This is a genomic window from Citreicella sp. C3M06 (assembly GCF_018860705.1).
Classification (GTDB): domain Bacteria; phylum Pseudomonadota; class Alphaproteobacteria; order Rhodobacterales; family Rhodobacteraceae; genus Salipiger.
In genome coordinates, this window is the sequence record NZ_JAHKQA010000031.1 from 34,757 (window position 1) to 60,694 (window position 25,938).

Here is a 25,938-nt window from a genome sequence, read left to right on the forward strand (position 1 = left end):
CCTTTGTGTCGTATACAAGTCGCGCGAGCGGGATTGGAAAACGTGATGGACTGGGACAAGCTAAGAATCTTTCATGCTGTCGCTGATGCGGGAAGCCTGACCCATGCGGGGGATGCGCTGCATCTGTCGCAATCGGCCGTCTCGCGGCAAATCCGCGCGCTGGAGGAATCGCTCAATACCACGCTGTTCCACCGGCATGCCCGCGGCCTGATTCTCACCGAACAGGGCGAGCTGCTGTTCGACGCCACCGCCAGCATGGTCAAACGCATCGACGCGGCCACCGCGCGCATCCGCGACAGCGAGGAAGAGGTGTTCGGCGAGCTCAAGGTCACCACGACCCATGGCTTCGGCGTGCTGTGGCTGGCCCCGCGCCTGACCAAGCTTTACGAGAAATACCCCGATCTCAAGATCGACCTGATGCTCGAAGAGCGCGTGCTCGACCTGCCGATGCGCGAGGCCGACGTGGCGATCCGGATGAAAGAGCCCTCGCAGGCCGATCTGATCCGCAAACGGCTGATGTCGATCCGCATGCGCATGTATGCCACCCCTGAATATCTCGCGCAGCGCAGCGTGCCCGAAACGCTTGACGATCTGGCAAAGCACCGGCTGATCTGCCAGAACCCGGCGTCCTCTCAGGTCGCGGCTGGCAAGCTGATGGTGCAGGAACTGCTGACCTATGACATCAAGACGGCGCTGACGGTGAACAACTACTTCGGCGTGCTGCAGGCGGTGGTCGCGAATCTGGGGATCGGCGTGCTGCCCGATTACATCATCGAGGATTTCCCGAACGTCGTGCGCGTGCTGCCCGAAATCGAAAGCAACGAGGTGCCGGTGTTTCTGGCCTACCCCGAAGAGCTGCGCCATTCCAAACGAGTCTCGGCCTTCCGCGATTTTGTTCAGGACGAAATCTTTTCGCATCGCAGGCAACTTAGGGCGATGGGAGCGGACTGAACTCTCCCTAAAGGTGTGAGACTTGCGCCACAGTCATAGCGGAAATGACACCTTTGCGGCATGTTGTGCCTTGTGCGACTCAGAACCGATGACATATTCGGCAGATGAAGGTTGAAGCGCCATTCGGCGCATCATCTTCATACCTCCCTGTTGGACTTCGGCCGAGCTTTGAGCTCGGCCTTTTTTTTGGCCCGGCCTCCGGATTCCTTGGTATGCCTTGCAACAAGGAGACACCGATGCCCGACACCCGAGAGCTGAGTTGCCGTTGCGGCACCATGGCGTGGCGCGTCGCGCCGCGCAGCCCCGGTATGCTGGTGATCTGCCATTGCAAGGATTGCCAGACGGCGGCGCAGGTGCTGGACGCTGGCGCGGCGCTGGACGCGGCGGGCGGCACGACACTCTTTCAGACCGTGCCCGACCGGGTGCAGATCACCCGCGGGGCCGAGCATCTTGCCCTGCTGCGCCTGTCGCCAAAGGGCCTGCTGCGCTGGCACGCGGGCTGTTGCGGCACCGCTATTGCCAACACGCTGCCCAGACCGCTGCTTCCCTTTGTCGGCGTCGTGCTGCCCGCGGACGAGACGCGCTTTGGCAAGGTCCGAGCACGGGTGTTCACCCAAAGCGCCCGCTACAGGCTGCGCGAGCATGGCGCTGGCATGGCGGGCGCGGCGATCATGCTGCGCGCGCTGAGCGCATTGATACAGGGCAGCCGCGCCAACCCGTTCTTTGACAAAGCCGGTCAGCCGATCCGCCCCGCCCGCATATTGACGCCGCAAGAGCGCAGTTCGGCAACACGCTGATACCGGCCCTTCCAACGCGCGCGCCCTTGGCGTAAAGAGCGCTCAACTTGGCCACAGGGGATATCTCATGCAGGAACCGGCGATTACCGAAGAGCTGATCGAGGCACACGGCATCAAGCCGGATGAATACGCGCGGATCCTGCAGATCCTGAATCGCGAGCCGACGTTCACCGAACTGGGCATCTTTTCGGCGATGTGGAACGAGCATTGCTCTTACAAATCGTCCAAGCTCCATCTCAAGGGCTTGCCGACCACTGGCCCGCAGGTGATCTGCGGCCCCGGCGAGAATGCTGGCGTGGTCGATATCGGCGACGGTCAGGCGGTGGTGTTCAAGATGGAAAGCCACAACCACCCGTCCTATATCGAACCCTATCAGGGCGCGGCGACCGGCGTTGGTGGCATCCTGCGCGATGTCTTCACCATGGGCGCGCGTCCCATCGCGGCGATGAACTCGCTGTCCTTCGGCGTCAAAGAGCACCCCAAGACCCGCCAGCTGGTGCATGGCGTGGTCGAAGGCGTCGGCGGCTATGGCAATTGCTTCGGCGTGCCGACCGTGGGCGGCGAAGTGCGCTTCCATTCCGCTTATAATGGCAACTGCCTTGTAAATGCCTTTGCGGCGGGGCTCGCCGATACCGACAAGATCTTCTACTCGGCGGCCAGCGGCGTCGGGCGCCCGGTGGTTTACCTTGGCGCGAAAACCGGCCGCGACGGCGTTGGCGGCGCCACCATGGCCTCGGCGGAATTCGACGAGACCATCGAGGCCAAGCGCCCCACCGTGCAGGTTGGCGATCCGTTCACCGAAAAGCGCCTGATGGAAGCCACGCTGGAACTGATGCAGACCGGCGCTGTCATCTCGATTCAAGACATGGGCGCGGCGGGTCTGACCTGTTCGGCGGTGGAAATGGGCGACAAGGGTGGCCTTGGCATCCGGCTCGATCTGGAAAAGGTGCCGCAGCGCGAAAAGCACATGACCGCCTACGAGATGATGCTGTCGGAATCGCAAGAGCGCATGCTGATGGTGCTCGATCCCTCCAAGGAGGCCGAGGCCAAGGCGGTGTTCGACAAGTGGGATCTCGACTTTGCCATCGTCGGCGAAACCATCGACGAGGATCGCTTCCTTGTGGTGCACAATGGCGAGGTCAAGGCCGACATGCCGCTGTCGCGCCTGTCTTCCTCGGCCCCGGAATACGACCGCCCATGGGTGGCAACCGAGCCCGCCGCCCCGCTTGAAGACGTGCCGGGCATCGATCCCATCGACGGTCTGAAGGCGCTGCTGGCTTCGCCGAACTATTGCTCGCGCGAATGGGTGTATCAGCAATATGACAGTCAGGTCATGGCCGACACCGTACGCATCCCCGGCTTTGGCGCGGGGGTGATCCGCGTACATGGCAGCGACAAGAAGCTGGCCTTCACCTCGGACGTGACGCCGCGCTACGTCAAGGCCAACCCGGTGCAGGGCGGGCGGCAGGCGGTGGCCGAAGCATGGCGCAACCTTGTCTCCGTCGGCGCGCGGCCGCTGGCGACCACCGACAACCTCAATTTCGGCAACCCCGAAAAGCCCGAGATCATGGGCCAGTTCGTCGAGGCCCTGCGCGGCATCGGCGAGGCCTGCATCGCGCTGGATATGCCGATCGTGTCGGGCAATGTCTCGCTCTACAACGAGACCGACGGCACCGGCATCCTGCCCACCCCGACCATCGGCGCGGTGGGGCTGATCGCGGCGGGCGAAGAGCCGATCCTTGGCTATGCGCGCGATGGCCATGTGGCGCTGCTGCTGGGCCAGACCGGCAGTCATCTGGGGCAGTCCGCCCTGCTGGCCGAGGTGTTCAACCGCGAAGACGGCGATGCGCCGCATGTCGATCTGGATGAGGAACGTCGCAACGGCGAATTCATCCTCGCCCATCGGGCATGGATCAACTGCTGCACCGATCTTGGCGATGGCGGGCTGGCCATGGCCGCCTTCGAGATGGCCGAAGCCTCTGGCACCGGGGTGAATCTTGACAGCAGCGACACCGCCGAGCTGTTCGGCGAGGATCAGGGCCGCTACCTGATCGCCTGCAACTACGATTGCGCCGAGGCACTGATGATCGAGGCGGGCAAGGCTGGCGTCACCCTGACAAGCGTCGGCAAGTTCACCGGCGACACGGTCCGGCTGGGCGGCTCCGAAGCGCCGCTGGCAGAGCTGCAAGAGACCTACAAGGCGACCTTCGGCGCGACCTTCGGCTGATACGCCGCCCCGGCCGCCCTCTCATCAGGGTGGCCGGGGCGATCACCAACTTGCCAGCGGCCCGTGTTGCGGCGCTTGTCGGCTCAGATGCTCGGGCATGCGGTCGAACAGCCGGGTCAGTTCTGCCATCGCGTCCAGCAGATACGGGCCCGTGTTCAGCAGCACGCATTGCGCCCGCGCGCCCATCGCCGCATCGCTCATCTCGCCCCGCGTCGGCAGCCCGGTCTTCAGGAAACTTTCCAGCACCGCGCTCGCCCAGATCAGCGGCACCTGCGCCGCATCGCACAGCGACAGGATTTCCTCGTGGATTTCTGCCAGCCGGGCAAAGCCGATCTCGACCGACAGATCGCCGCGCGCGATCATCACCGCCGTCGGCTGGCGTCCTGCCGCGCGCACAAGCATGTCGGGCAGATTGCGCAGGGCGCGTTCGGTTTCGATCTTCAGCACAAGCCCGAAGCTCTGCGCCCTGCCAGGGCGCTCGGTAGCGATAAACTCATGCAGATCCTCGACATCGCCGACGCGCTGCACAAAGGAAAACGCCACCCCGTCGGCGTGATCGAGCGCAAAGCGCAGCGCGTCGCGGTCGTGCGCTGTCAGCGCCGGGATATCGAGGGCGCAATCGGGGAAGTTCAGCCGTTTATCGGGTTTGAGCTTGTAGCCCTTTTGCGGCGGCGCGCGTTCCACGGTCAGCAAAACGCCCCAAGGCGCGCGCTGCGCCACGCGGCAGGCCAGCTTGCCATCATCGACAAACACCCGCTGGCGCGCGCATAGCGCATGGATTGGCGCAGCAAGGCTGCATTCGATCCCGGCAACGCCGCGCGGCACGTCGTGCAGCCGCCCCGGCAGCGCCAATGCCAGCGCGTCGCCTTGGTGGATGCGCCGCAGCCCCTTGGTGTCGGACATGGCGCCAGTGCGGATCCTTGGCCCCGGCAGATCCATCAGCACCTTCATCCGCCGCCCGGTGATCCCGCCGGCAGCGTGGGTGTGTTCGATCATCGCTCGCCACGCCGCGGGGCCGTCATCGGCGCAGTTGATCCGCACCGCCCCAGCCCCCGCCCGCGCCAGCTGTTCGCAAAACGCCGGGCCGTCCGCCGCCTCGGTTGGCAGCGTCACCATCAACTGCTTCGATCCGCGCGGCAACGGGCCGAACAGCGCTTCGGCGCGTGCGGCGATGCGTGCCTGCCCGACAAAGAAACGCTCGCCCGGCACCGGCGTCACCATGTCGCTATTGCTCAGCGCATCCAGCACGGTGCAAAGCGCGTCGAGTTCGGGCATCACCCTGCTTTGCGCCCGGCCGAGCGAGGACAACCCACACTGAATCAATGCCAGCTGCAGCGGGCGGATGTCGTGCTGGCGCAGGGCCAGATGCTGGGCGAGATTCCCGGCGCTCGGACGATAGGCGTCGCGTTCGATCCAGCCATGCCACTTCGCCAGCCGGGTGGCGGCGCCGCCCAGAACCGCCTCGCGCAGCGCGTGCACCTCGATTCTGAGCGCAGCGCATCCACGATCCAGCATCTAAACAGACTCCCGTTTCCCGCCCGCATAGACCCGCCACGTGACAAGCCGGTGACAGGCGGGATGCGCTCAGAGCCCGTAGAGATCGCCGAACTTGGCCTCGAGATAGCGCAGCAAGGGCTCTTCGCTGGGCGCGGCGCCGCCGCAGGCCCGCGCGATGACCTCGCGCGGCTCATACAACCCGCCATATTGCTGGACGTTCTCGCGCAGCCAGCCGGTCGCGGCGCTTAGATCGCCTGCGCCAAGCTGATCATCCAGCGTCGGCACGGCAGCGCGCAGATGCTCGTTCAGGCAGCCCGCATAGACATTGCCCAGCGTGTAGGTGGCGAAATAGCCGAACAGCCCGGCCGACCAGTGTACATCCTGCAACACCCCGTGCGAGGGCTTGTCGACGTCAAAGCCGAAATCCGCCTTGAAGCGATCATTCCACGCCGCCTCGAGATCGCTCACCGCCAGATCGCCGGAAATCAGCGCCCGCTCCAGATCGAAGCGCAACAAGACGTGCAGGTTGTATTGCACCTCGTCCGCCTCGGTGCGGATGAAGTTGTTCTCAAGCCGGTTGACTGCGCGGTAGAACGCCTCCGGCCCACCCGGCACCTCGGTGCCGAACGCCTCGTGCATCGCGCCATGCAGCCAGCCGGTAAAGGCGCGCGAGCGGCCAAGCTGGTTCTCGTAGATCCGGCTCTGGCTTTCGTGCACGCCCATCGACACGCCCTCGCCCAGCGGCGTCAGGCGATAGGCCGGGCGGATCGCCTGTTCATAGCAGGCATGGCCGGTCTCGTGGATGGTCGAGTAGATGCAGTTGAGCGGATCATCCACCGCGGTGCGGGTGGTGATGCGCACATCATCGCCCGACCCCGAGCTGAACGGATGCACCGCCTTGTCGATGCGCCCGCGGTCGAAATCATAGCCGAACACCCCGGCGAGCCGCTGCGCCAGCGCCATCTGCGCCCCGGCATCAAAGCTGCCGCTCAGCGGCGCGGGCTGCGGCGCGTCAAGGCAGGCGGCGCGCAACGACACCAGCCGGGGCCGCAGCGCGCCGAACATCTCGCCCAGCTGCGCGGCGCTGGCCCCCGGTTCGTAATCCTGCAACAGCGCATCGTAGGGATCGCCGCCATGCGCCGCGCCCTCCTCGCGCTTGAGCGCCACAACCTCGGCCAGCAGCGGCGCGAAGCCTTTGAAATCATCCGAGGCCCGCGCCGCCGCCCAAGCCTGATGCGCCCGGCTGGTCAGCCGCGCCAGCGCCGTGGCCAGATCCGCCGGGATCGCCTGCGCGCGGGAATAGTTCCAGCGGATATGGCGGATCTGCGCGCGGCCTTCATCGTCCAGCGCCGCGGCGTCGATGGCAGCCAGCCACGCGCCGATGCGCGGATCGGTGCGCCGCGCGTGCAGCACCGATTCCATCGCCGCTTGCTCTTCGGCGCGCTGATCGCCCGCCCCGGCGGGCATCACGGTTTCCTGATCCCAGCCAAGCCGGCCGGCAACCTGCGCCAGCGCGCCGGTCTCGCGCTGATGCGCCAGCAAGTCGTCGAACGCAGTCATCTGGAAGCCTCTCGAATGGATTGCACCCGCGGATATTGCGCCCCGAACCGGGCTCGGATGATCAGCACCCACAGCAGGATCGCGCCCAGCTGGTGGGTGATGGCGATATGCAGCTGCGCCGCGTACAGCACGGTGACGATGCCCAGCACCATCTGCACCAAAATCATCGCCATCACGGCGTTGAAGCGAAAGCGCGTGTTCGCATTGGGGGAGCGGCGCGCCCGCAGCCAGACCACCCCGGCGAAGACGAACAGCAAATAGCCGCTCATGCGGTGGATGAACTGTACCAGCCCCGGCTCTTCGAAGAAATTGCGCCACCATGGCTCAAGCTGGAACGGCTGCGGCGGGATGAAACCGCCCGCCATCAGCGGCCAGTCAGTATAGCTGCGCCCGGCGTCGATCCCGGCGACCAGCGCGCCCAGCAGGATCTGGAGAAAGGCGAAATGCAGCAACCCGGTGCTCATGCTGAACAGCTTGGCCTCGCGGGCCCGGCGCGCCTGCATCAAGGCCCGTTCGCTCTGCCCAAGGGCAAAGACATACCACGCGATGATCCCGAAGATCACAAACGCCAGCCCCAGATGGATCGCCAGCCGATAAGACGCCACGTCCAGCATCTCGCCGCCAAGCCCGGACGACACCATCCACCAGCCAATCGCCCCCTGAAGCCCGCCAAGCGCGCCAAGGCCAAGCAGCCGCCCGGTCCAGCCGGTGGGGATCTTTCTGGCGACAAGAAAGCCCAGAAACCCGACGGCCCAGACCAGCCCGATCACCCGACCAAGCTGGCGGTGGCCCCATTCCCACCAGTAGATCCCCTTGAATTCAGCAAGGGTCATCTGATTGTTCTGCAACTGGAATTCCGGGATCTGTCGATACAGGTCGAACTCCGCCTGCCATGCCGCCGTGTTCAGAGGCGGCAAGGCGCCGCTCAGCGGCTTCCACTCGGTGATCGACAATCCGCTGTCGGTCAGCCGTGTCAGCCCGCCGACAAGGATCATCACCGCCACCAGCGCAAAGATCAGCATCAGCCACAGGCGGATCGCACCGCGCGCACCGCCGCGCCCCTTGTCGATCATGCCGCCTGCGGGCACTGCCTTGGGCTGCTCTGCGCCCACCTCCTCGAACAGCTTGCGCTTCTCGGCCATGGATCTCTCCTGTCTCGGTCGTGGCGGACGATAGGCGGCGCACCGCCCCGCTTCAAGCGCTCAGCCGCGCTCCTTCCAGCGCACCATCTGACGCAGGATACCGTGCAGCGTGCGCACGTCTTCGGATGTCAGCGGCATACGGCTCCAGAGGTTGCGCAAGGTCAGCTGCATCGACGCCGCCTTGTGCTCGGGGAAAAAGAATCCTGCCTCGTCCAGCCGCTGCTCGTAATGCTCGGCGAGCTTTTCAACCTCGATGGTGCTGGCCCATTGCGCGCCCGCCAGCTCGTCCCGCCGCGCCTCGATGCGCCCCGAAGCCCGCCGCCACTCATAGCCGCACAGCAGCACGCATTGCGCAAGGTTCAAAGACGGGAACTCGGGATTCACCGGAACCGAGATGATGGCATTGGCCTGCGCCACATCGCCATTCTCAAGGCCCGCGCGCTCAGGGCCGAACATCACCGCCACGCGCCCGCCCTCGGCCAGCCGGTCGGCGGCGGCCTTCATCGCCTCTTCGGGGGAATAGACCGGCTTGGTCAGGCCACGCTGACGCGCCGTGGTCGCAAACACCAGATCGCAATCGCCGACCGCGCTCGCCACATCCTCATGCAGCTGCGCTTCATCCAGCAGCCGCCCCGCGCCAGAGGCCATCGCCGCCGACGCCGGGTTCGGCCAGCCGTCACGCGGGCTCACCAGCCGCATCCGGTCAAGGCCGAAATTCCACATCGCCCGCGCCGCCGCACCGATATTCTCGCCCATCTGCGGGCGCACAAGCACGAAAGCCGGTTGTCTCAGATCGCCGGGCATTGCCCCTCCATCGGTTTGCGGCTTCCCCTAAGGCCACAGGCCTCCAAGAGCAAGCGCCCGGGCCTCTTCTGGCCCCAAATATCCCCGCCGGAGGCATCCCGCCCGCGCCACAGGCACGCCCTCGGTCAACAGCGCCCCTTGGCAGCCGCCACCCTGTCGCGATATAGACCCCCGACCGCGCAAAGGAATAGCACCATGGACGAAGCCGACCTCCCCCAGCTTTACCTCATCACGCCGCCCGAATTCGACCTGTCCGCCTTTCCCCAGCAGCTGAACAAGGTGCTTGATGCGGCCGATATCGCCTGTATCCGGCTGTCGCTTGCCACCCGCGACGAAGACCGCATCCTGCGCGCCGCCGACGCGGTGCGCGAGGTCGCCCACGCCCATGACATCGCGCTGGTGCTCGACACCCATATCGGTCTGGCGCAGCGGCTCGGTCTTGACGGCGTGCATCTGACCGACGGCGCGCGCACGGTGCGTCACGCCCGCAAGGAACTGGGCCCTGACGCCATTGTCGGCGCCTCTTGCGGGGCGTCGCGCCATGACGGGATGAATGCCTGCGAGGCCGGCGCTGATTACGTCACCTTCGGTCCGGTCGCCGGCGAGGCGCTTGGCGATGGCACTCTGGCCGATTTCGAGCTGTTCGAATGGTGGTCGCAGATGATCGAAGTGCCCTGCGTCGCCGAAGGCGGCCTGAGTGACGCGCTGATCACCAGCCTGACCCCGGTCACCGATTTCTTCGGCATTGGCGAAGAAATCTGGTCGCAGGACGATCCGGCGCAGGCGATCGCCCGGCTTGCCGCGGCGATGGCACAAACCAAAGGCTGATCTTCGCACGACAAGCCACCAACCTGCGGTCAGATGACAACCTGACCGCAGGGATGGGCGCTGCGCACCTGTCGTTCCAGCTGCGCGGCAAGCGACTTGCGGTTGGGATGATCATCCACCCGCACCGGCGGATGATAGACCAGCCGCACCCGCCCCTGCCGCCATGTCCCGAGCATCTTGAGCAGATGCCCGCCAAAGGTCATGTCACCCCACCAGCCATAAAACCGCGGGTCGGCCCCCGGAGGGGCCTCATAGACCACCGTCACCGCCTGAAGCTGCATTTCGTGACGCAGCGCATCGGCATAAAAGGCGGAAAACAGCGTCGATTTGAATGGCAGCACCCGCTGACCGTCGGTCGAGGTGCCTTCTGGGAAGAACAGCAGCCGGTCGCGCTGCAACAGGCGCCGTTCGAACAGCTTGCGTTGCTCAAGCGCGGCGCGTGGATCGCGCGCGATAAACAGCGTTCCGGTGAGCTTTGCCAGAGGTCCGATGCCCGGCCAGCCCGCCACCTCGGACTTGGAAACAAAGCACAGGTTGCGGTGGGCGTTCAGCACGAAGATATCGAGCCACGATGCATGGTTCGCCACGTAAGAGCCAGCCCCCGACATCTGCGGCCCGCGGCTTTCAACCCGGATGCCAAGAACCCCCATCGCCGCCCGGCAGGCGTATTGCGTCACGTAGGGCGTGACCCTGCGACGCCCGCCAAAACCGACGATCTCGAGCAGCCGAAGCGGCAGCGTGATGCAGACCCCGACCAGCAAGACCCCCGTCAGCACCAGCCCGCGCAGCAGTGCCAGCGCCCAGCCCCCCGGCCCCAGCGGCGTGTCTTCGGGCGGCTCTCCGCGCCAAGTCGGGCTCATCCGCGCGCCCGCGTGTAGATGCCCGCCGCCTTGGCGTTCAGGCGTTCTGTGTCCATCACCAGACACACATCGGTGGTGTTAAACGCATGGTCCACAAAGGCCCCCTCGCCAACCGTGCCGCCCAGCCGCAGGTAGCCCTTGATCAGGGCTGGCACCTCAAGCATGGCGCGCTTGCGGTCGATCTGCGCCTCGGGCAGCAGATCCATCGACTGAAACACCCGCGAGCGCACCCGCAACGCCTCTGGCGCAAGATGGCGGTGGTGCAACAGTGACAAGGGCTCGGCCAGCCGCGCGACATCGGTGCCGTGAAAGGACGCGGTGCCGAACAGCACCTCGATGCCGTGCTCGGCGACATACCCGGCCAGCGCCTGCCACAGATGCATCATCGCCGTGCCGCCGCGATAATCCGGATGCAGGCAGGATCGCCCCAGCTCCAGCAGCCGCCGCCCAGAGCGCCGCAGCGGTTCAAGATCATACTCGTCTTCGGAATAGAACTGACCGGCAACGCGGGCCTGATCGTCGCGCAGCAGCCGGTAGACACCGACAACCGCATCGCCGCGCCGCGCATCCCTCAGCAGCAGATGGTCAAAGAACGGATCGAATCGATCCCGTTCCAGCCGCGCGTCATGGTCGACCAGCGCGCCAGAGCCGCCCAGCTCCTCGACAAAGACCTCGTAGCGCAGGCGCTGCGCCGCGCGGATGTCTTGCGCGCACCGGGCCAGCCGCACGGTGAATTCGGTCTCGTCCAGTGCCATTGCCCCTCCTTGGCCCAGCCCCGCCTCCTGCGTGTTTAAGGCCAGAGCGCCGCAAGGAAAACCGGTTTTGGCCAAACCCGCTCAGACCGGCGTTAACCAATCCTAAATATCTGGAGGCTTAATCTAATTGTCGAAAACCGGAACAAGGCCGACACGTCGCCCGTCTATAACAACCTTACCCTGTTCGCGGAAGTTGACCGTGACCCGGCCTGCAATATTGGATTGCACCTGTCCGGTGCCCCAATCGGGCTGCTCGGGATGCGTGACCAGCATTCCAGGCTCAAGCATCGCGTTCAGGTCGTCCATTTTCTGCCCTTCGTTCAAGGAGTCCACCATGACAGATCATAGCGCGAGACTCGCCACCCTGGTAGGGTCGCGCCTGTGTCACGATCTCGTCAGCCCCATCGGGGCGATATCCAACGGGCTGGAACTGATCGCCCTCGCAGGCAGCCCTGGACCCGAAGAGATGGAGCTTATCGCGCAAAGCTGCGCCTCGGCGCGGGCGCGAATCAATTTTTTCCGCGTCGCCTTTGGCAAAGCCTCGCCGGAACAGATGGTCGGCCACAACGAGGCGGCGAAGCTGATCACCGATTACTGCGAAGGTGGGCGCATGACGATGGACTGGCAGCCGCAGACCAGCGCTGCGCGCGAGGCGGTGCAGATCGCCTATCTTGCAGCGCTGTGCTGCGAGACGGCGCTGCCGCTGGGCGGGCGGGTGCAGATCCTGGAGGCCGATGGCATCTGGCGCATCAGCGGCACCGGGCGCCGGGTCAGCGTGGATTCCGCGCTTTGGTCGGCACTGGGAAATCTCGAGGCGCCCGACGACATCGCGCCGGACCGGGTTCAGTTCGCCTGCCTTGCGATGCTTGTCCCCGAAGCCGGGCGCAAGCTGACCGTGCACACCGGCGATGCCGCCGTGTCGATCGAGATCCGCTGACAGCAGCCGCCGGTTTCCCGGCGGCTTGGGCGGTTACGTGCGCACCGCCCCATCCGAGCGCACCACGTATTTGAACGAGGTCAGCTGCTCGGCCCCAACCGGGCCACGGGCGTGCATCTTGCCGGTGGCAATGCCGATCTCGGCGCCCATGCCAAATTCACCGCCATCGGCGAACTGGGTCGAGGAATTGACCATGATAATGGCGCTATCCACCCGTTCGATGAAGCGGGCGATGGCGGTCTCGTCCTCGGCGAGGATGCAATCAGTGTGACTGGACCCAAAGGCGCGGATGTGGGCGATGGCGGCGTCTTCATCCGCAACCACCTTTGCGGCGATGATGCTGTCGAGATATTCGCAGCCCCAGTCGGCGTCACTGGCAGGCACGGTGCCGGGAATCGCCTGCAACGCCACATCGGCGCGCACCTCGATCCCGGCGTCGATCAGCGCGCGGATGATGCCCTGCCCGATGGTGTCGACCGCATCCTGATGGATCAGCAGGCATTCGGCGGCGCCGCAGATGCCGGTGCGCCGGGTCTTGGCGTTGATCACCACAGACAGCGCCTTAACCGGATCGGCCGACGCGTCGATATAGATGTGCACGATGCCTTCGAGATGGGCAAAGACCGGCACCCGCGCCTCGCGCTGCACAAGGCCGACCAACCCCTTGCCGCCGCGCGGCACGATGACATCGACGTAATCGGTCATTTGCAGCAATTCGCTGACAGCGGCGCGCTCGCGGGTGGGCACAAGCTGGATCGAGGCTTCGGGCAGACCGGCGGCGCGCAGGCCGGTCACAAGGCAGGCATGGATGGCGCGCGACGAATGGAAGCTTTCCGAGCCGCCGCGCAGGATCACCGCATTGCCGGATTTCAGGCAGAGCGCCCCGGCATCGGCGGTGACATTGGGGCGTGATTCGTAGATCACCCCGACCACGCCCAGCGGCGTGCGCACGCGCTGGATGTGCAGCCCGCTCGGGCGGTCCCAGTCGGCGATGACCTCGCCCACGGGATCGGGCTGGGCGGCGATGGCGCGCAGGCTGTCCTCGATGGCGGCGATGCGCGCATCGGTGAGGGTCAGCCTGTCCATCATCGCATCGGTCAGGCCCTTTTCGCGGCCAAATTCGAGATCCTGCGCATTGGCGGCGATGATCTCGGCGCGGCTGGTCTTCATCGCGTCGGCTGCGGCGATCAGCGCGCGGGTCTTTGCCTCTGGCGGGGTGAAGGCGAGCTCGGCTGCGGCCGCTTTTGCTCGGCGGCCGATTTCGGTCATGACGGCGGCAATGTCGGTCATGTCTTTCATCGCGGATCACCCCTTGGGATCATTGGCAGGAGCTTGTCATATAGCGCCGCGCGCCGGGCCGGGCCAGTCAAAGATGTTTGTGCCGGGAGGGGGGCCAGCCCCCGCGCTGCGCTGCCCCCCCCCCCCCGGAGTTTATCTGGCAAGATGAAGGGCGGGCGCGGCGCCGCTTGTCAGAGCGCCATATCGTCGCGGTGAATCAGCACCGCGCGACCGGGATAGCCAAGCGCGGCTTCGGTTTCCCAAGAGTGCAGGCCGACGATGCGGCGCGCCTCTTCGGCGGTGTAGCGGGTCAGGCCCTGCCCCAGCGTGGCGCCGCGCTGATCGCGGATCGCCACCGGATCGCCGCGCCCGAAGCTGCCTTCGGCCCCCGTGACCCCGACGGGGAGCAGCGAGCGCCCCTGCCCAAGCGCCTGCGCCGCGCCCGCATCAATGATCACTGCGCCGCAGGGTTTCATCGCCGCGATCCAGCCCTTGCGGGCCGCGTGCGGGTCGAGCCGCGAGGTGAACCATGTGGCATTGGCGCCATCTTCCAGCGCCTGAAGCGGGTGCAGCACCGAGCCCTCGGTGATCGCCATGGCGCAGCCGGCTGCGGTGGCGGTCTTGGCGGCCATCAGCTTGGTTTTCATGCCGCCCTTGGACAGGCCCGAACCGGCATCGCCCGCCATGGCTTCGATCTCGGGGGTGATTTCGTCGATCTGCTCGAAGCGGAAAGCGGCCGGGTCCTGCTGCGGGTTGGCGCTATAGAAGCCATCGACATCGGACAGCAGGATCAGCTGATCGGCGCCGACGGTGACAGCGACCTGCGCCGCCAGCCTGTCATTATCGCCGTAACGGATTTCGTCGGTGGCCACCGTATCGTTTTCATTGACGATGGGCACCACGCCGAAGCCCAGCAGCGTTTCCATGGTGGCGCGCTGGTTGAGATAGCGGCGGCGGTCGGCGCTGTCTTCGAGCGTCACCAGAACCTGCCCGGTGACCACGCCATGCGGGGCAAGCGCCTCTTCCCATTCGCGGGCGAGGCGGATCTGGCCGACCGAGGCTGCCGCCTGGCTTTGTTCCAGCGGCAGCGCGCTGCGCGGCAGCCCGAGAATGCCCCGCCCCAGCGCGATCGAGCCCGAGGATACGAGGATCACATCGGTGCCACGCGCCCGGATTTGCGCGATGTCTTCGGCAATGGAGCGCAGCCAGTCGCCCCGGAACGCCCCGGTTTCCTTGTCGACCAGAAGCGCCGAGCCGATCTTGACGACCAGCCGCGAGGCCGCGGTCAGGGACGCCATGTATCGTCTTCCTCGGGGGCAACGACAGGGGCGCGGGCGGCATCGACATAGGGGCGCAGGGCGCGCAACACATCGACGGTGCCTTCTTTTGACGCGCCTGACATCAACATCACCGTCTCGCCGGAATGCGCCTCGAGCTCGTCCTTGAGGAAGGCGCGTTCCTCGTCATCCATGGTATCGATCTTGTTGAGCACGACGATGCGCGGCTTGTCGGCCAGCCCTTCGCCGTATTCCTCGATTTCGGTGACGATGGTGTCGTAATCTTCAAGCAACGTGCCAGAGCTGCCATCGACGAGATGCAACAGCACGGCGCAGCGTTCGACATGGCCAAGGAACAGATCCCCAAGGCCGCGACCCTCGTGCGCGCCTTCGATCAGGCCCGGAATGTCGGCCACGACAAATTCGCGGTTATCAACGCCGACGACGCCCAGATTGGGGTGCAGCGTGGTAAAGGGGTAGTCCGCTATCTTGGGGCGGGCGTTGGACGTGGCCGCCAGAAAGGTCGACTTGCCAGCGTTGGGCAGGCCCAGCAGGCCGACATCGGCGATCAGCTTGAGCCGCAGCCAGACCGTGCGCTCGACCCCCGGCTGGCCGGGGTTGGCGCGGCGCGGCGCCTGATTGGTGGCGGTCTTGAAATGCAGGTTGCCCCAGCCGCCATTGCCGCCCTTGGCCAGCAGGTAGCGCTCGCCCAGCGTGGCGAGATCGGCGATGACGGTCTCTTCGTCCTCGTCGATGATCTCGGTGCCGACGGGCACGCGCAGGATGATGTCATTCCCGTCGCGACCGGTCATCTGACGGCCAGCGCCGGCGCGACCGTTTTCAGCAAAGAAATGCTGCTGGTAGCGAAAGTCGATCAGCGTGTTGAGCCCGTCGACGGTTTCGACCCAGACATCGCCGCCGCAGCCACCGTCGCCGCCATTGGGGCCCCCGAATTCGATGAATTTCTCGCGGCGGAACGCAATGCAGCCGTTCCCCCCGCTGCCGGAGCGGATGTAAACTTTGCAAAGGTCGAGGAACTTCATCGGAGGGGTCCTGGGATCTGGAAACAGAGGGCCGTTTAACCTGAACGGGCGCAGTTCTCAAGCGTCGGCGCATCCTGAAAGCATCGGACGGCGAACGGCTTTGAAAAGACTTGGAAAACTGTGTGGCTTGGCTGCTTCCCCCGGACGCTCGCGATGTCATGTCGAAACATACATCACGAGCGTCACAGGAAAGTGGCGCGGTTGACGGGGCTCGAACCCGCGACCCCCGGCGTGACAGGCCGGTACTCTAACCAACTGAGCTACAACCGCGCATATAGCACGGGGCGACTTCTTCGGGGCAGTGTGGCGCGGTTGACGGGGCTCGAACCCGCGACCCCCGGCGTGACAGGCCGGTACTCTAACCATCTGAGCTACAACCGCTCACTGCCTCCGAGGAGTGTCTCCCCGAACGTGGGGGCCTTCTAGGCGGCGGCCCGGATGCCGTCAAGCGGTTTTGATAGGTGCCTTCGTCATTTTTTTCACATCGCTTACCAACTGCCCTGCTGCGCGCCGGAAAACACCGGGGCGCGGCGGTCATCCCGGGCTGGAACTCTGCCAAGGGGCCCCGTTCCGCGCATCGCGGTCCGCCTTTTCAAGCGTCGCGCAAAGGCGTTCGAGTTCGGCGGCAAGCAGAATCACCTGCGTCACCCGCGCGGTTTCGTTGCCCTTGGCAATTTCATAGCCTGCATGTTCAACCAGCGCCGCCGCCGCCCGAAGCAGCCTCGGCACAGCGCGCAGTCCTGACACCCGTCCAGCTTCGATCACCAGCGCCTCGAGAACATCCCCGTCCCGGTCAGACACCATTTCCCCTCCCCATTTACTCCCACTCCGCCAGAAATCGTTGGCGGGCAAACAAACGCCGGCCCGGACCGCCTTGCGCCGCCCTTGTCGCCACCGCATCCCCGCGATGAGTTCAATGGTTCAGGAACAAAGCCGAACTTGCGCGGCGGACCGCCCCTGCCGGGCGCAGGCCAAGGCATAGCATGAAACGACAATTCTCAAATATCTTTGTTTGGCTATGCGTAAATTCGTCCTTTGGTTGATCACCACGCCAGCCCAACCCCTTGCAGGCATGACGCCCGCCCTTTACCCGCGTCACCGCATTCCCTATATATTTTCTCAAGAAAGACACATAAAGGACAGACCATGAACGATGCACCGCTTGAAGGCGCGCCGCTGATCGCTCCCTCCAGCACCGGGCACCCGCTGCACGAGGCGGTGGTCGAGGCGTGCCGCTCGGTCTACGACCCCGAAATCCCCGTGAACATCTATGACCTCGGGTTGATCTACACGATCGATATCGACGATGCGAATTCGGTCCGGGTGATCATGACGCTGACCGCCCCCGGATGCCCGGTGGCCGGTGAAATGCCGGGCTGGGTGCAGGATGCGGCCAGCGCCGTACCCGGCGTGCGGGATGTCGATGTCGAGATGGTGTTCGACCCGCCCTGGGGCATGGACATGATGTCCGACGAGGCGCGGCTGGAACTGGGCTTCATGTAAGCGAGCCTCCCGCGCCGGGTGCAACGGGCGCGGAAAATCTGGAACCCGACCCGCCCTGCGCGGTTTGGGTGCATGTATCGCCTTGTCCTCGCCGCCGCGCTCGCGCTTTTGTCGCTTGCCTTTGCCTCTCTGCTCGCCGCGCAAAGCAGCGAGCCAGAGCGTTGGTACAAGGTCGAGCTGATCAATCCGGGCCTTGGCACCGCGCCGCAGACCGTTGATCGCACCACGCCGCGTTCGAGCCTTGAAAGCTTCATGTTCCGGGCCGATGCCGAAGACTGGGACGGCGCGGCGCATCTGCTGGACCTGTCGGCGATCCCCGCCTCCGAACAGGCGGTCGAGGGGCCAAAGCGGGCAAAGGCCTTTGCCACCCTGCTTGAACGCAAGATCATGATCGACTGGTACGATCTGCGCGACCGCCCCGACGGGGTGGATGAGCGCGGCAGCGAAACGCCGCTGGCAGGCGAGCCGCGCCGCTCGCTGCTGCTGTGGTACGTCAAGCTGAACGACCGGCCGATCCCGATCCGCATCAACCGCATCAAGCCCGAGGTCGGAGACCCGGCGTGGCTGGTCTCGCGGCAGACAGTGATGGCGCTGCCCGCGCTCGAAGAAGCCTATGGGCCGACCGAACTGGAACTGATGCTGCCCGAACCGCTGCGCACCAAGGCGTTCTGGAACCTGCGCTGGTGGGAGGTCATCGCCTTTCCGCTGGCGCTTGCCGTCACCGGGCTGATCGGTTTCGTGGTGAACCGGGCGCTGTCGCGCGGCCTTGCCCGCACCCACCGCGATGCGCCGACCTCGATGCTGGTGGCGATCCGCCCGCCGGTGACGCTGGCGGTGATGACCATGGTGATGGTGCTGATCACCCATCACGTGCTGGTGTTTTCCGGGCGGATCGACACCATCTTGTCACCGCTGCTGATCCTTGGCGGCGTGGTCGCAGCGCTGTGGTTGATCGTCAACGTTGCCGATGTGATCCTGTCGCGGCTGGTGAAATTCGACGGCGGCGAGCTGGCCGAGATGGGCGAAGGTCAGGAGGCCCGGCGCAACATCGCAACCCGCGTCTCGGCGGCGCGGCGCATGATGATCGTGATCGTGGTGCTGGTCGGTGCCGGGATCACCATCAGCGAGGCCAGCGTGATGCGCTCGCTCGGGCTGTCGCTGCTGGCATCGGCGGGCACGGCAACGATCATCCTTGCCTATGCCGGGCGCAATATCCTGACCAACATCATGGCCTCGTTGCAGATCGCGCTGAACCAGTCGGCGCGGATCGGGGACAGGGTGCTGTATGACGGCCAGCTGTGTTCGGTCGAGCGCATCCATTTCACCTATGTGCAACTGCGCGTCTGGACCGGGCGGCGGCTGGTGGTGCCGGTGGTGGATTTCGTCAGCGAGCCGTTCGAAAACTGGACGATGCGCGATCCCTACATGATCCGCGAAGTGGTGCTGCGCCTGTCGCACGGCGCCGATGTCGAACCGCTGCGCCGCGCCTACCACGAGATTCTCGACAGCATTGAGGACATCCCGGACCGCCCGGTCGATCGCGGCGTCTATGTGCAGGGGCATGACGTGTTCGGCCAGTCGGTGCTGTTCCTCGTGCCCGCCCCAGACCCCAATATCGCATGGGCGCTGGAATGCGAGGTGCGCGAGCGATTGTTGCAAGAGGCGCGCGTGATCGACGATGGCGCGCACGCCATGTTCCCGAGCGCCTCGCCCGCCGAAGCGGCCTGATCCGCACCGGATCGGCGCGCCAACAGCTCACTGCGCGCCGCCCTTTCGCCGCGCCGCTTCTGGCGCAACGCCCGGCAGGGCGCGGCGTGAACCCGCAGTTTCAAGGATTTTCAGCGCCGCGCCCTGCTCTTGCCATACGCCCCCCCTTGAGTGCGCCCGCCCAAGGCATTAGGTTTGACCCCTTAATCAAGGAGACGCCCGATGTTCGGCATTCCCGGAAAACAGGCCGTGACGATGACCCCCGCCGCCGTGGCGCAGGTTCGCAAGCTCATGGATCGCGACAATCGCGCCGGTCTGCGGATCGGCATCAAGAAAGGCGGCTGCGCTGGCATGGAATACACCATGGATTTCGTCGATGCGCCCGAGCCCAACGACGAAATCGTTGAACAGGATGGTGCGCGCGTGCTGATTGCACCGATGGCGCAGATGTTCCTGTTCGGCACCGAGATCGACTATTTCACCGAGCTTCTTGAATCCGGCTTCCGGTTCAACAACCCGAACGTGTCGGATTCCTGCGGCTGCGGCGAGTCGATCAAATTCAAGGATGTCGAGGAACTGGCGGCGGACCGTCGCGACTGATTGCCTCCTGCGGCGATAATCCCGCCGCCCTGCCCTTGACCTCGGCCCGCTGCGGCGAAAGATGTGCGCAACAGTTTCAAAGGGAGAGATCATGCGTACCAAGCTAGCCGCAGGCAATTGGAAGATGAACGGCCTTACCGAGGCGCTGTCTGAACTTGCCGGTATGGCAGACGCCGCCGCCGGTGCCTCCGAGGTGCTGATCTGCCCGCCCTTCACGCTGGTAGGCGCGGCAGCGGCGGCAGCAAGCGGCATCGCCATCGGCGGGCAGGATTGCCATGCAGCGGCTTCTGGCGCGCATACCGGCGATGTGTCGGCGGCCATGCTCAAGGACGCGGGCGCGAGCCATGTCATCCTTGGCCATTCCGAGCGCCGCACCGACCACAACGAGCGCAACAGCGACGTCAACGCCAAATGCGTTGCCGCATGGGATGCCGGGCTGACGGTGGTGCTTTGCGTCGGGGAAAGCCTTGAACAGCGCGAGGCGGCGAACACGCTCGAGATCATCGGCGGGCAGCTGGCAGCATCGGTTCCCGACGGCGCGACCGGACATAATCTGGTGATCGCCTATGAACCGATCTGGGCGATTGGCACTGGCAAGGTGCCGAGCACCGACCAGATTGGCGAGGTGCATGATTTCATGCGCGCCCGCCTTGAAAAGCGCTTTGGCTCGGGCGTCGGCCGCTCGGTCCGCCTGCTCTACGGCGGCTCGGTGAAACCGTCCAACGCCACCGAGATCTTTGCCGTGTCCAATGTCGATGGCGCGCTGGTGGGCGGGGCCTCGCTGAAGGCCGCCGATTTCGTGCCGATCATCGAGGCGCTGAACGCCGCGTCGCAAGACGGCTAACCGATCTTACAGGCGAAAGCCGATCCGCCTCGGCCGGTTCGCGGCCGGGGCGTTTCTCTGCCCCGGCCCGGCCAGTTTCCCTCCGCGCTCCAGCGATACCATCGCCGCGCGCGGGCCTTGGTTACAGGTTGAACGGCAGCCACAGCACGATCTGCGGGAACACCGACAGCAAGACCGCCACCCCCAGCATCAGCGCCACGAATGGCACCACGCCGCGGATCACCACGCCCAGCGGCTTGTTCGCGATGGCCTGAATGACGAACAGGTTCAGCCCGACCGGCGGCGTGATCAGCGCGATCTCGATCAGCAGCACGAAATAGACGCCGAACCAGATCGGATCGATGCCAAGCGCCAGCACCGTGGGCAGCAGCACCGGCACCATGATCAGCAGCATCGACATGCTTTCAAGGAACAGCCCGATGAACAGCAGGATCAGCGAGACGATGATGATAAAGCCAACGGTGCCCGGCACATGGGTGTCGAAGATATGCGCCACCTGCTGCGGGATCTGGTAGAGCGTGATCGCCTGACCAAAGATCTTGGCCCCGACCACGATGAGAAAGATCACCGTGGTGGTCTGCACGCTGTCCTTCACCGCGGCAAGGAAATTCTCCCAGCTCAGCGAGCGTTGCGCCAGCGTGATCGCCAGCGCCATGGTCGCGCCGATGGCGCTGGCCTCGGTCGGGGTAAACGCCCCGGCGTAGATCCCGCCCAGCATCACCACCGCCAGCAGAACGGTGGGCAGCGCCCGTAGCGTGGCCTCGGCCCGCTCGGGCCATGTGGCGCGGAGGCTGGCCTTGGCATTGTCACTGAAGGCCGCCGACAGCACCGTATACAGCCCGAAGACGGTGATCAGCAGCAGGCCCGGCCCGACGCCCGCAAGGAACAGCTTGCCGATGCTTTCCTCGGCGATGACGCCGTAGACGATCAGCGGGATCGACGGCGGGATCAGGATGCCCAGCGTGCCCCCCGCCGCCAGCAGCCCCAGCGTGAACGAAGGCTTGTAGCCACGCTTGGTCATCTCGGGCACGGCGACGGTGCCGACGGTGGCGGCGGTGGTGACCGAACTGCCCGATATGGCGGAGAAGATGCCGCAGGACAGCAGCGCCGCCACCCCAATGCCGCCCGGCCAATGGCCGACCCAGCTTTGCACCGCGCGGAACAGGTCGCGCCCGACGCCGCCGCGCAGCAGGATGTTCGACATCAGCAGAAACAGCGGCACCGCCAGCAGCACGAAATCATTGAGCGCGCCAAACAGGTTGGTCGGGATCAGCGCCAGCGGCAACCCCTTGAGCACGATCAGCCCGGTGCCCAGCGAGGCCAGCGCGAAGGCGACCGGCAGGCCGGTGAGCAGCAGCAGCACCAGCGTCGAAACGATTGCGATCGGGATCATCGGGACTCCTCGCTCAGGGCGTGAAGCTCGGCCTCTTCGGACGAGACAAAAACCGGCGCGGGCCGGAACGGCAGGCGGATCAGATCAGCCAGCGCCTGAAGCGCAAGGCAGGCGTATCCGGCGATGATTGGCGCTTCGGCGATCCATTCGGGCATCTGAAGCATGGTCGGCTGCCGCCGCCCCATGTTGAAGCTTTCGACCATCGCGCCCCAGCACAGCCAGACCGCCATCAGCGAGAACCCTGCGATCACCAGCAGGGTAAATGCCTGCGACAGGCGGCGCAGCGCCGGGGGCGCGTTGCCGATCACCGCGGTGATGCGGATCATGCCATCGGAGCGCAGCGATTGCGCCATGGCCAGAAAGCTCAGCCAGATCATCAGCGTGGTGCCCACGTCGGAGGTCCAGCGGGTGGGGGCGTGAAAGACGTAACGCGCCGCCACCTCATAGGCGAGAATGGCGGCGATGACGCAAATCATCACCGCCGCGATCCGCGCCGCCCAAAGCGACAGCGCATCGACAAGGCGCAGCGCCTTCGGGCCGCTTTCCACCGGCGCGCGATGCGCTCTGGGCTCGGGATGTGCTCTGACAACGGCCATGGCCTGCGCGCCCGCGTCAGTACAGCGCCTGGACGCTTTGCACGAGTGTCTGGCCGACCTCGCCCGCGTCCTGGACAAACACCTCGACCGCCGGGGCTGCGGCATCCTGCCAGGCCCTCAGCTGCTCGGGGGTCAGCTCGGTTACGGTGGCGTGGCCATCGGCGAGCCAGTTGGCCGAGGCGACGTTGTTGGCCTCGGTCTCTTCGCGCAGGCTGTGTTCGGCATGCATCGCAGCCTCGGTGACCCAGCCCTGTTCCTGTTCGGTCAGGCTGTCGAACAGGCCGCTGTTGATCACCACGATGAATTCGGCCAGCGAATGGTTGGTCATGGTGATGGTGTCCATGACTTCGTACAGCTTGCGAGACTGCACGGCGGTGGTGCCGCTCATGCCGACATCGACGGTGCCGCGCTGATAGGCCATGAACTGTTCCGATCCGCCGATCACCACCGGCGTGCCGCCCACCGCGTCGATGAAATCGCCCGAGGGCTTGCCAAGCGCGCGCACCAGCTTGCCTTTCATCATTGACGGCTCGGTCATCGCCGCGCCCTTCGACAAAAGCTGCACCGGGCCGTAATCCTGCCACCACAGAACCTTGGTGCCGGTCGAACCGATCATCTCGTCAAAGGTCTGGCGGAAGGGGCCTTCCGGATCGGCGGCCTTGGCCAGCGTGGCATAGTCCGGGAACAGGAACGGCACCGAAAAGATCCCGGCGGCGGGCAGCGTGCCGCTGTATTCATCGGCCAGCACCACGCCCATGTCGATGGCGCCGCTGGCCACCGCCTTGGGCACTTCGGAGCCCTTGAACAGCTGCGCGCTGTCGTAGATCTCGACGCTCATCTCGCCGCCAGACACCTCTTCGAGCGCGTCCTTGAAGGTCACGAGATTGGCACCGACAGGGTGGTTCACCGCCACCTGAACGGTGGCGCGCAGGGTGCGCTCTGCAAGGGCCGCGCCGCTGGTGGCGCATAGCGCCGTGCTGGCCAGCAACAGGCCGGTCACGATGGTTTTCATTGATCTCTCTCCTCCCAGAGATGCCCCGGCGGGGCGGTTGACGCGCGGCGCGGGCTCCTCCAGCCCTGCCGCGCGTAGCTCAGACGATGCCGCCCGCGCGCAGTTGTGCGATGCGCTCGCCGGTCATCGACAGCAGGTCGCGCAACACCTCGTCGGTGTGCTCGCCCAGATCGGGGCCGACATGGCGCAGCTTGCCCGGCGTTTCGGACAGGCGCGGCGCGACATTCTGCATCTTGATGGCGCCGAAATCCTTGTGCGGCAGCTCGACAATGGCCTCGCGCGCAGCGAAATGCGGATCCTTGACCATGTCGGCGGCGGAATAGATCAACCCGCAGGGCACGCCATGCTCTTCGAGCAGCGCCTGAAGCGGCTCAAGGTCCACCGTCACCGTCCAATCGGCGATGAGCCCATCCAGATCGGTCATGTTCACGCCCCGCGCCGCATGGGTGGCGTAGCGATCATCCTGCGCCAGTTCAGGCTGGCCCATGGCAACGGCAAGGCGGCGAAACACCGTATCCTGATTGGCGGCGATCAGCAGCATCTTGCCATCGCGCGTCGGAAACACATTCGACGGCGACACGTTCGGCAGCGTCGCCCCGGTGCGTTCGCGCACATAGCCCGCTACGTCATATTCGCTGACCGTGCTTTCCATCATCGCCAGCACCGCCTCGTAGATGGCGCTGTCGACCACCTGCCCACGCCCCGAGCGCCCGCGCTGGTGCAGCGCCATCAGCGCGCCAAGACAGGCGTAGGTCGCCGCCAGCTCGTCGCCGATGGAAATGCCCATGCGGCTGGGCGGGGTTGACGGATCGCCCACCACATAGCGCAAGCCGCCCATCGCCTCGCCGATCGAGCCATAGCCAGCGCGGCTGGCATAGGGGCCGGTCTGCCCATAGCCGCTGACCCGCACCATAATCAGGCCGGGGTTGATTTCGCGCAGGGTCTCGTAGCCCAGATTCCAGCGCTCCATGGTGCCGGGGCGGAAATTCTCGATGAGAATGTCGGTGCTGGCCACCAGCTCATGTACGATGGCCTGCCCTTCCGGGCTGCGCAGGTTCAGCGTCAGCGACTTCTTGTTGCGCGCCACCACGGGCCACCACAGCGACTTGCCATAGGGCTTTTCCTGCCCCCAGACCCGCAGCGGATCGCCGCTACCGGGCTGTTCGCATTTGATCACCTCGGCCCCAAAATCCGCCAGCAGCTGGCCGCAGAACGGCCCTGCCAGCAATTGCCCCATCTCGAGCACGCGAATGTTCGACAGCGGCCCCTGACGGGGGGCGTCCTGTTGTGTCATCAGCGCTCTCCTCTTCGCCTTGCACGTCCTGCGACCGGCAAATCCCGGATCGACAGGTATACCATTAATGGATACATTATTTCCTGAGTTGTAAATATAAATCTGCGGGATTCTGGTAATGAGCAAGAATAATATCGAAATTGTCGAGGTTTCACCAAGGGATGGCATACAAAACGAAAAGGCTCTTTTGAATTTGGATGCAAAAATCTCTCTGATCACGCAGGCGATTGCAGCAGGCGCAGAGCGGATCGAAGTGACCAGCTTCGTCAATCCCCACAAGGTTCCGCAAATGGCCGACGCCGAGGCTCTGGCCGCCGCCCTGCCCCGCGGCAAGGCGCGCTATATCGGCCTTGCGCTGAACCGGCGCGGGTTCGACCGGGCGGTCGCGGCGGGGCTCGACGAGGTGAACTTTGCCGTCGTGCTGCCGGAAACCTTCAGCGCCCGCAATCAGGGCATGAGCACCGACGAAGGCATTGCGCTCTGGCATGGGGTCGGCAGCAGCGATGCGCCCATCGGCAAGGGCTTGACCCTCGCCGCCGCCTTCGGCTGCCCCTTCGAAGGCGAGATGCCGGTGGCGCGGATGATCGAGGTGCTCGAGCGCGCGCTGACGGTGATGCCCGCCGAGCTGACGCTGGCCGACACCATCGGCGCGGCCAGCCCCGCCGACATTGCCGAACGGGTTGGCGCGGTGCGCGACCGCTGGCCCGAACTGCCGATTCGCCTGCATCTGCACAACACCCGCAACACCGGCTTTGCCAATGCCTGGGCCGGGGTGCTGGCCGGGGTGCGCAGCTTCGATGCATCGCTCGGGGGTGTTGGTGGATGCCCCTTTGCCCCGCGCGCCACCGGCAACATCGCCACCGAGGATCTGGCATGGATGCTGCACCGTGCGGGCTATGCCACCGGCTGGGATGTCGACAAGGCCTGCAAGGCCGCCGACTGGCTCGAGGAGCAGCTTGGCCACGAGGTGCCGGGAATGCTAATGAAGGCCGGCACCTTTCCGCCCGCCTTGCGGGCCTGACCAGACGCCCAA

25 protein-coding genes and 2 tRNA genes are annotated in these 25,938 nt (G+C 65.4%); 10 read left to right on the forward strand and 17 right to left on the reverse strand.

Annotated elements, in window-relative coordinates:
* Positions 1-45: 45 nt before the first annotated feature.
* From KO516_RS06115 to purL, 3 genes are all read left to right on the forward strand, one after another.
* Positions 46-951 (forward strand): LysR family transcriptional regulator, encoded by a 906-nt coding sequence (locus KO516_RS06115; RefSeq protein ID WP_216002910.1) that lies wholly within the window; start codon positions 46-48, stop codon positions 949-951.
* A 236-nt stretch (positions 952-1,187) separates the two neighbouring features.
* Positions 1,188-1,748, forward strand: coding sequence for a DUF6151 family protein (locus tag KO516_RS06120; RefSeq protein WP_216002911.1), 561 nt, complete (start codon positions 1,188-1,190; stop codon positions 1,746-1,748).
* A gap of 67 nt (positions 1,749-1,815) precedes the next feature.
* Complete coding sequence (gene purL / locus KO516_RS06125) at positions 1,816-3,975, forward strand: phosphoribosylformylglycinamidine synthase subunit PurL (protein ID WP_216002912.1); 2,160 nt, start codon at positions 1,816-1,818, stop codon at positions 3,973-3,975.
* A gap of 42 nt (positions 3,976-4,017) precedes the next feature.
* Here purL and KO516_RS06130 read toward each other — a convergent pair whose 3' ends face one another.
* From KO516_RS06130 to KO516_RS06145, 4 genes are all read right to left on the reverse strand, one after another.
* Positions 4,018-5,490, reverse strand: coding sequence for a pyruvate kinase (locus KO516_RS06130; protein WP_216002913.1), 1,473 nt, complete (start codon positions 5,488-5,490; stop codon positions 4,018-4,020).
* 69 nt (positions 5,491-5,559) lie between these two features.
* Positions 5,560-7,032: a carboxypeptidase M32 gene (locus tag KO516_RS06135; RefSeq protein WP_216002914.1), complete on the reverse strand. Its 1,473-nt coding sequence runs from the start codon at positions 7,030-7,032 to the stop codon at positions 5,560-5,562.
* Positions 7,029-8,174 carry a heme A synthase gene (ctaA, locus tag KO516_RS06140; RefSeq protein WP_216002915.1) on the reverse strand — a complete coding sequence of 382 codons (1,146 nt, stop codon included), beginning with the start codon at positions 8,172-8,174 and terminating at the stop codon, positions 7,029-7,031. Before ctaA ends, KO516_RS06135 begins: the two co-directional genes overlap by 4 nt.
* A 60-nt stretch (positions 8,175-8,234) precedes the next feature.
* Positions 8,235-8,978 (reverse strand): RNA methyltransferase, encoded by a 744-nt coding sequence (locus KO516_RS06145; RefSeq protein ID WP_216002916.1) that lies wholly within the window; start codon positions 8,976-8,978, stop codon positions 8,235-8,237.
* A gap of 195 nt (positions 8,979-9,173) precedes the next feature.
* Here KO516_RS06145 and KO516_RS06150 point away from each other — a divergent pair, with 195 nt between their 5' ends.
* Positions 9,174-9,806: a thiamine phosphate synthase gene (locus KO516_RS06150; protein WP_216002917.1), complete on the forward strand. Its 633-nt coding sequence runs from the start codon at positions 9,174-9,176 to the stop codon at positions 9,804-9,806.
* 29 nt (positions 9,807-9,835) lie between these two features.
* Here KO516_RS06150 and KO516_RS06155 read toward each other — a convergent pair whose 3' ends face one another.
* From KO516_RS06155 to KO516_RS06165, 3 genes are all read right to left on the reverse strand, one after another.
* Positions 9,836-10,666: a 1-acyl-sn-glycerol-3-phosphate acyltransferase gene (locus tag KO516_RS06155; RefSeq protein WP_216002918.1), complete on the reverse strand. Its 831-nt coding sequence runs from the start codon at positions 10,664-10,666 to the stop codon at positions 9,836-9,838.
* Positions 10,663-11,421, reverse strand: coding sequence for a GNAT family N-acetyltransferase (locus KO516_RS06160; protein ID WP_216002919.1), 759 nt, complete (start codon positions 11,419-11,421; stop codon positions 10,663-10,665). Before KO516_RS06160 ends, KO516_RS06155 begins: the two co-directional genes overlap by 4 nt.
* 123 nt (positions 11,422-11,544) lie before the next feature.
* Complete coding sequence (locus KO516_RS06165; RefSeq protein WP_216002920.1) at positions 11,545-11,727, reverse strand: DUF3553 domain-containing protein; 183 nt, start codon at positions 11,725-11,727, stop codon at positions 11,545-11,547.
* Between the two features lie 28 nt (positions 11,728-11,755).
* On the opposite strand from KO516_RS06165, the gene KO516_RS06170 reads away from it, so the two are divergent.
* Complete coding sequence (locus KO516_RS06170) at positions 11,756-12,358, forward strand: histidine phosphotransferase family protein (RefSeq protein ID WP_216002921.1); 603 nt, start codon at positions 11,756-11,758, stop codon at positions 12,356-12,358.
* Between the two features lie 33 nt (positions 12,359-12,391).
* On the opposite strand, the gene KO516_RS06175 is transcribed toward KO516_RS06170, so the two are convergent.
* The 6 genes from KO516_RS06175 to KO516_RS06200 all read right to left on the reverse strand — a co-directional run bounded on the left by KO516_RS06175 (position 12,392) and on the right by KO516_RS06200 (position 16,760).
* A complete protein-coding gene (locus KO516_RS06175; protein ID WP_216002922.1) occupies positions 12,392-13,657 on the reverse strand; it encodes a glutamate-5-semialdehyde dehydrogenase in 1,266 nt (421 codons plus the stop codon).
* A gap of 170 nt (positions 13,658-13,827) precedes the next feature.
* Positions 13,828-14,934, reverse strand: coding sequence for a glutamate 5-kinase (gene proB / locus KO516_RS06180; protein WP_216002923.1), 1,107 nt, complete (start codon positions 14,932-14,934; stop codon positions 13,828-13,830).
* Positions 14,922-15,956 (reverse strand): GTPase ObgE, encoded by a 1,035-nt coding sequence (gene obgE / locus KO516_RS06185; protein WP_216002924.1) that lies wholly within the window; start codon positions 15,954-15,956, stop codon positions 14,922-14,924. Before obgE ends, proB begins: the two co-directional genes overlap by 13 nt.
* Before the next feature lie 193 nt (positions 15,957-16,149).
* A tRNA-Asp gene (locus KO516_RS06190) sits at positions 16,150-16,226 on the reverse strand.
* Positions 16,227-16,260: 34 nt separating this feature from the next.
* Positions 16,261-16,337, reverse strand: a tRNA-Asp gene (locus KO516_RS06195).
* 153 nt (positions 16,338-16,490) lie between these two features.
* Positions 16,491-16,760: a DNA primase gene (locus tag KO516_RS06200; RefSeq protein ID WP_216002925.1), complete on the reverse strand. Its 270-nt coding sequence runs from the start codon at positions 16,758-16,760 to the stop codon at positions 16,491-16,493.
* A gap of 342 nt (positions 16,761-17,102) precedes the next feature.
* On the opposite strand from KO516_RS06200, the gene KO516_RS06205 reads away from it, so the two are divergent.
* From KO516_RS06205 to tpiA, 4 genes are all read left to right on the forward strand, one after another.
* Positions 17,103-17,459, forward strand: a complete 357-nt coding sequence (locus tag KO516_RS06205; RefSeq protein WP_216002926.1) for an SUF system Fe-S cluster assembly protein — start codon at positions 17,103-17,105, stop codon at positions 17,457-17,459.
* 72 nt (positions 17,460-17,531) lie between these two features.
* Positions 17,532-19,187, forward strand: a complete 1,656-nt coding sequence (locus tag KO516_RS06210; protein WP_216002927.1) for a mechanosensitive ion channel family protein — start codon at positions 17,532-17,534, stop codon at positions 19,185-19,187.
* Between the two features lie 201 nt (positions 19,188-19,388).
* Positions 19,389-19,766, forward strand: coding sequence for an iron-sulfur cluster assembly accessory protein (locus tag KO516_RS06215; RefSeq protein WP_216002928.1), 378 nt, complete (start codon positions 19,389-19,391; stop codon positions 19,764-19,766).
* A 91-nt stretch (positions 19,767-19,857) separates the two neighbouring features.
* Positions 19,858-20,610: a triose-phosphate isomerase gene (gene tpiA / locus KO516_RS06220; protein ID WP_216002929.1), complete on the forward strand. Its 753-nt coding sequence runs from the start codon at positions 19,858-19,860 to the stop codon at positions 20,608-20,610.
* 121 nt (positions 20,611-20,731) lie between these two features.
* Here tpiA and KO516_RS06225 read toward each other — a convergent pair whose 3' ends face one another.
* The 4 genes from KO516_RS06225 to KO516_RS06240 form a co-directional block, all read right to left on the reverse strand.
* The gene (locus tag KO516_RS06225; RefSeq protein ID WP_216002930.1) at positions 20,732-22,003 is read right to left on the reverse strand and encodes a TRAP transporter large permease; all 1,272 of its coding nucleotides are present in this window, start codon (positions 22,001-22,003) and stop codon (positions 20,732-20,734) included.
* Positions 22,000-22,599, reverse strand: a complete 600-nt coding sequence (locus tag KO516_RS06230; protein ID WP_216002931.1) for a TRAP transporter small permease subunit — start codon at positions 22,597-22,599, stop codon at positions 22,000-22,002. The genes KO516_RS06225 and KO516_RS06230 overlap by 4 nt, the downstream gene beginning before the upstream one ends.
* Before the next feature lie 16 nt (positions 22,600-22,615).
* A complete protein-coding gene (gene dctP / locus KO516_RS06235) occupies positions 22,616-23,611 on the reverse strand; it encodes a TRAP transporter substrate-binding protein DctP (RefSeq protein ID WP_216002932.1) in 996 nt (331 codons plus the stop codon).
* A 79-nt stretch (positions 23,612-23,690) separates the two neighbouring features.
* Positions 23,691-24,905: a CaiB/BaiF CoA-transferase family protein gene (locus KO516_RS06240; protein ID WP_216002933.1), complete on the reverse strand. Its 1,215-nt coding sequence runs from the start codon at positions 24,903-24,905 to the stop codon at positions 23,691-23,693.
* Positions 24,906-25,023: 118 nt separating this feature from the next.
* Between KO516_RS06240 and KO516_RS06245 the strand changes: the two genes are divergently transcribed.
* Positions 25,024-25,926, forward strand: a complete 903-nt coding sequence (locus KO516_RS06245; protein ID WP_216002934.1) for a hydroxymethylglutaryl-CoA lyase — start codon at positions 25,024-25,026, stop codon at positions 25,924-25,926.
* Positions 25,927-25,938 lie beyond the last annotated feature (12 nt).

Bases quoted from the DNA above. Each gene is read 5' to 3' on its own strand.
- KO516_RS06245 (WP_216002934.1), top strand. From the start codon at position 25,024: ATGAGCAAGAATAATATCGAAATTGTCGAGGTTTCACCAAGGGATGGC.
- KO516_RS06200 (WP_216002925.1), bottom strand. From the start codon at position 16,760: ATGGTGTCTGACCGGGACGGGGATGTTCTCGAGGCGCTGGTGATCGAA.
- ctaA (WP_216002915.1), bottom strand. From the start codon at position 8,174: ATGGCCGAGAAGCGCAAGCTGTTCGAGGAGGTGGGCGCAGAGCAGCCC.
- KO516_RS06115 (WP_216002910.1), top strand. From the start codon at position 46: ATGGACTGGGACAAGCTAAGAATCTTTCATGCTGTCGCTGATGCGGGA.
- KO516_RS06155 (WP_216002918.1), bottom strand. From the start codon at position 10,666: ATGAGCCCGACTTGGCGCGGAGAGCCGCCCGAAGACACGCCGCTGGGG.
- proB (WP_216002923.1), bottom strand. From the start codon at position 14,934: ATGGCGTCCCTGACCGCGGCCTCGCGGCTGGTCGTCAAGATCGGCTCG.
- KO516_RS06150 (WP_216002917.1), top strand. From the start codon at position 9,174: ATGGACGAAGCCGACCTCCCCCAGCTTTACCTCATCACGCCGCCCGAA.
- KO516_RS06130 (WP_216002913.1), bottom strand. From the start codon at position 5,490: ATGCTGGATCGTGGATGCGCTGCGCTCAGAATCGAGGTGCACGCGCTG.
- tpiA (WP_216002929.1), top strand. From the start codon at position 19,858: ATGCGTACCAAGCTAGCCGCAGGCAATTGGAAGATGAACGGCCTTACC.
- KO516_RS06165 (WP_216002920.1), bottom strand. From the start codon at position 11,727: ATGGACGACCTGAACGCGATGCTTGAGCCTGGAATGCTGGTCACGCAT.
- KO516_RS06205 (WP_216002926.1), top strand. From the start codon at position 17,103: ATGAACGATGCACCGCTTGAAGGCGCGCCGCTGATCGCTCCCTCCAGC.
- dctP (WP_216002932.1), bottom strand. From the start codon at position 23,611: ATGAAAACCATCGTGACCGGCCTGTTGCTGGCCAGCACGGCGCTATGC.
- purL (WP_216002912.1), top strand. From the start codon at position 1,816: ATGCAGGAACCGGCGATTACCGAAGAGCTGATCGAGGCACACGGCATC.
- KO516_RS06170 (WP_216002921.1), top strand. From the start codon at position 11,756: ATGACAGATCATAGCGCGAGACTCGCCACCCTGGTAGGGTCGCGCCTG.
- KO516_RS06135 (WP_216002914.1), bottom strand. From the start codon at position 7,032: ATGACTGCGTTCGACGACTTGCTGGCGCATCAGCGCGAGACCGGCGCG.
- KO516_RS06225 (WP_216002930.1), bottom strand. From the start codon at position 22,003: ATGATCCCGATCGCAATCGTTTCGACGCTGGTGCTGCTGCTGCTCACC.
- obgE (WP_216002924.1), bottom strand. From the start codon at position 15,956: ATGAAGTTCCTCGACCTTTGCAAAGTTTACATCCGCTCCGGCAGCGGG.
- KO516_RS06145 (WP_216002916.1), bottom strand. From the start codon at position 8,978: ATGCCCGGCGATCTGAGACAACCGGCTTTCGTGCTTGTGCGCCCGCAG.
- KO516_RS06215 (WP_216002928.1), top strand. From the start codon at position 19,389: ATGTTCGGCATTCCCGGAAAACAGGCCGTGACGATGACCCCCGCCGCC.
- KO516_RS06160 (WP_216002919.1), bottom strand. From the start codon at position 11,421: ATGGCACTGGACGAGACCGAATTCACCGTGCGGCTGGCCCGGTGCGCG.
- KO516_RS06230 (WP_216002931.1), bottom strand. From the start codon at position 22,599: ATGGCCGTTGTCAGAGCACATCCCGAGCCCAGAGCGCATCGCGCGCCG.
- KO516_RS06210 (WP_216002927.1), top strand. From the start codon at position 17,532: ATGTATCGCCTTGTCCTCGCCGCCGCGCTCGCGCTTTTGTCGCTTGCC.
- KO516_RS06175 (WP_216002922.1), bottom strand. From the start codon at position 13,657: ATGAAAGACATGACCGACATTGCCGCCGTCATGACCGAAATCGGCCGC.
- KO516_RS06240 (WP_216002933.1), bottom strand. From the start codon at position 24,905: ATGACACAACAGGACGCCCCCCGTCAGGGGCCGCTGTCGAACATTCGC.
- KO516_RS06120 (WP_216002911.1), top strand. From the start codon at position 1,188: ATGCCCGACACCCGAGAGCTGAGTTGCCGTTGCGGCACCATGGCGTGG.